General features: G+C 69.8%; 3 protein-coding genes. 2 read left to right on the top strand and 1 reads right to left on the bottom strand.

Going from position 1 to position 2,827, the window contains the following annotated elements; genetic code table 11:
• Positions 1-1,577, top strand: a 1,577-nt coding sequence (locus DBR23_RS17205) for an NAD(P)-binding protein (protein ID WP_108499056.1), incomplete at its 5' end; no start/stop codon positions are given.
• A 20-nt stretch (positions 1,578-1,597) separates the two neighbouring features.
• On the opposite strand, the gene DBR23_RS17210 is transcribed toward DBR23_RS17205, so the two are convergent.
• Positions 1,598-1,849, bottom strand: a complete 252-nt coding sequence (locus DBR23_RS17210) for a hypothetical protein (RefSeq protein ID WP_056056709.1) — start codon at positions 1,847-1,849, stop codon at positions 1,598-1,600.
• 182 nt (positions 1,850-2,031) lie between these two features.
• Between DBR23_RS17210 and DBR23_RS17215 the strand changes: the two genes are divergently transcribed.
• Positions 2,032-2,827 (top strand): esterase-like activity of phytase family protein (locus DBR23_RS17215; RefSeq protein ID WP_199227735.1); only part of this gene is annotated, 796 nt, incomplete at its 3' end.

Genomic DNA, 2,827 nt, shown 5'->3' on the forward strand with positions numbered 1-2,827 from the left:
TGCGTGAGTGGCTGGCGCGCGGCACCTGGCCCGAGCCCGCCGTGGTGCGCCGCGCGCAGGTCATCATTGCCGGTGGTGGCGTGGCGGGGCTGGCCGCAGCGCGTGCGCTGCGGCTGGCAGGCGTGCAGGACTTTGCGCTGCTGGAGCTGGAAGACACCGCAGGCGGCAACAGCCGGGGCACCGCCGTCAACGGCATCACCTGCCCGCAGGGCGCGCACTACCTGCCCGTGCCTGGCGACGACGCGCGCGAGGTGCAGGACCTGCTGGAGGAGCTGGGCCTGCGCCAGCGTGTGGCCGGGCGCTGGCAGTACGACGAACGCCACCTGTGCCACAGCCCGCAGGAGCGCCTGTACTTCGATGGCGAGTGGCAAGACGGCCTGCTGCCCGTGCAGGGCGTGGGCGAGGCCACGCTGGCGCAGTACCGCCGCTTTGCCCAGGCCGTGGACGCGCAGGCCCGCGCCGCCCGGTTTGCCATGCCCGCACTCAAGCTGTGGACCGCCAAGCGCCCACTGGCGCCCAGCCAGCAGGCGCTGGACGCGATGACGTTTGCCGCCTGGCTGGCGCAGGAAGGGCTGGACGATGCCCACCTGCGCTGGTACCTGGACTACTGCTGCCGCGACGACTACGGCGCCGGGGCCGACCGTGTCTCGGCCTGGGCGGGCATCCACTACTTTGCCAGCCGCCATGGCTTTCATGCGCCCGGCGAGGCCGTGGACGAAGCCCGCGAAAGCGTTTTGACCTGGCCCGAGGGCAATGGCTGGATCACCCGGCGCCTGGCCGAGCCGCTGGCCAACACGTCCCACGGCGGCGGCCAGCTGCGCGCCGGCACCAGCGTGCTGCGCATCACCGAAGGCCGCCACGGCGTGGAGGTGGATGCGTTCAATCACGCCACCGACAGCGTGGAGCGCTGGCAGGCGCCACGCTGCATCGTGGCGCTGCCCGTCTTCGTGGCGGCGCGCGTGGTGCAGAACCCGCCCGCCTTCCTCACCGGGGCGGCCCAGCGTCTGTCGTGGGCGCCCTGGCTGGTGGCCAACATCCACATCCAAAGTCCGCTCACCGACCGCCCCGGCGCTGCGCCGGCCTGGGACAACGTCCTGTATGCCGACCCCACGGCGGGGGGCCTGGGCTATGTGAACGCCGGCCACCAGCGCCTGGACACCCGCGCCACGCTGGCCGGCCCCACCGTGCTCACCTACTACCAGGCGCTGGGCGACCGGGAGGACGGCCGCCAGCAACTGGCCACCCAGCCCTGGCAGCACTGGGCCGACGCCGCCCTGGCCGCTCTCGCCGTGCCCCACCCCGACCTGCGCCAGCGCGCCACGCGCGTGGACATCACCCGCTATGGGCACGCCATGTCCATCCCCACACCGGGTTTGCAGCAGTTTTTGAGCCAAATCGGCCTGGAGCGCAGGTCTTTCATGCCCAAGGTGCTATCAAATGGTGAGCGTGCCGCCTGGCTGCCCACGCCCACCACCGCACGGCTGGCGTTTGCGCATGCCGACTGGTCGGGGTATTCGGTGTTTGAAGAAGCCTTCACGCGCGGGCACGGCGCAGGGTTGGTGGCCGCCGCCGGTTGATTCCTTGGTGCGGAGGATCCCTAGCCGCGCTGCCCGTCCCACCACATCCCCAGGCACAGCGCGACGCCCACGGCGTACAGCAGCCAGGTGGCCGAGACCACGTAGGGATAGAACATCAACGCCACGCCCCACCAGCGGGTGCGCGGCTGCTGCGCACGCTTGCCGTGCCAGTACGCCGCCATGCCGATCAGGCCAAACAGGATGGCGCCCACTATGTAGGCCGGGCTGGGCAGCTCCAGGCCGAGGGATTGCAGTGCAGAGAGGGTTTCCATGGCAGGTGCGCAGGCCGTGCGGGTGGAGTGAGGCTGGTGTGATCCTGGCCAGCCGCAAAAGGTCCGTGCATGTGCCCGATTCGGCGTTGCCTGGTTGGGGGGCGTTGGAGAACCGCTTTTCATGGCGGTGTCACAGGGCGGCGGCATCGTTCACGGTTTTGGCTCTCTTCCCCTTGACCACCATGTCCCGACTGTCCCCAATTGCCGCCTGCGCAGCGCTGCTGTGCGCTGCCGCCACCCCCGCCATCGCCCAGCAGGCCTACCCCGCCACCCTGGCCGGCCACGCCGTGATGCCCGCCCTCACCGTGGTTGCCGCACCCAAGGACGCGCCGCAAGACCTGCAGGTGGCCGGCAAGTTCACCACCCCCCGCCGTGTGGACGCCGTGGGCAGCGTGATGGGCCAGTCGGGCGGCCGCGACACAGGCGTGTCGTTGCCGTTCCAGGGCCAGCCCCTCCAGGGCCACTCGGGCATCAAGCGCATGGCCGACGGCTCGTTCTGGATCCTGACCGACAACGGCGCGGGCTCCAAGGCCAACTCGCCCGACTTCATGCTGCACCTGAGCCACTACACCGTGGACTTCCAAAGCGGCCAGTTCAACCGCCTCAAGACTGTCTTCCTGCACGACCCCGACAAGAAGGTGCCGTTTCGCATCACCCACGAAGGCACCGACAAGCGCTACCTGACGGGCGCTGACTTCGACCCCGAGAGTTTCCAGTTCGCCGGTGGCGCACTGTGGATCGGCGAAGAGTTTGGCCCCTTCCTCATCAAGGCCGACCTGAACGGCAAGGTGCTGGCCGTGGTCGAGACGCAGGTGGACGGCAAGGTCGTGCGCTCGCCCGATGCGCCCGGTGTGCTGATGCCCGGTGCCCCCGACGCCAAGCCCACGCCGTTTGAAGTCAAGCGCTCCAAGGGCTACGAAGGCATGGCCTCCAGCAAGGACGGCAGCAAGCTCTATGCACTGCTCGAAGGTGCGCTGT

This window comes from Acidovorax sp. HMWF018, from assembly GCF_003061035.1.
GTDB lineage: Bacteria > Pseudomonadota > Gammaproteobacteria > Burkholderiales > Burkholderiaceae_C > Acidovorax > Acidovorax delafieldii.